General features: G+C 43.9%; 1 protein-coding gene. It reads right to left on the bottom strand.

All coding sequences use genetic code 11. The features are described 5' to 3' along the window. Nucleotides 1-314: ATP-binding cassette domain-containing protein (locus tag IEX97_RS13470; protein ID WP_194483120.1), on the bottom strand; the 314-nt coding region annotated here is incomplete at both ends.

Below are 314 nucleotides of genomic sequence, written 5' to 3'. Positions count from 1 at the left end.
CATGGGAAATCACAATCACAGTAGCTGGATTTTGTTTAAGCCAACGTTCAAGCCAGAATATTGCTTCAAGATCTAAATGGTTCGTGGGTTCGTCAAGCAGTAATAAATCAGCCGGAGTCATCAAGCAACGCGCAAGGTTCAAACGCATCCGCCATCCACCTGAAAAGCTATTCACACTTAATGTTTGATCATTCGTTGAAAATCCCAAGCCAGCTAAGATAGAAGCAGCCTGTGCTGGCTTACTATATCCACCGGTTTGAGATAAGCGATCATGACAGATCACAATGGCTTCATCATCACCCGTTTTTTCAGCC

Source organism: Paenalicyclobacillus cellulosilyticus, assembly GCF_014647315.1.
In the GTDB taxonomy this organism is placed as follows: Bacteria; Bacillota; Bacilli; order Alicyclobacillales; family Alicyclobacillaceae; genus Alicyclobacillus_J; species Alicyclobacillus_J cellulosilyticus.
Note: the sequence above shows the minus strand (reverse complement) of the source record. Positions and strands in the feature narration are given on the sequence as shown.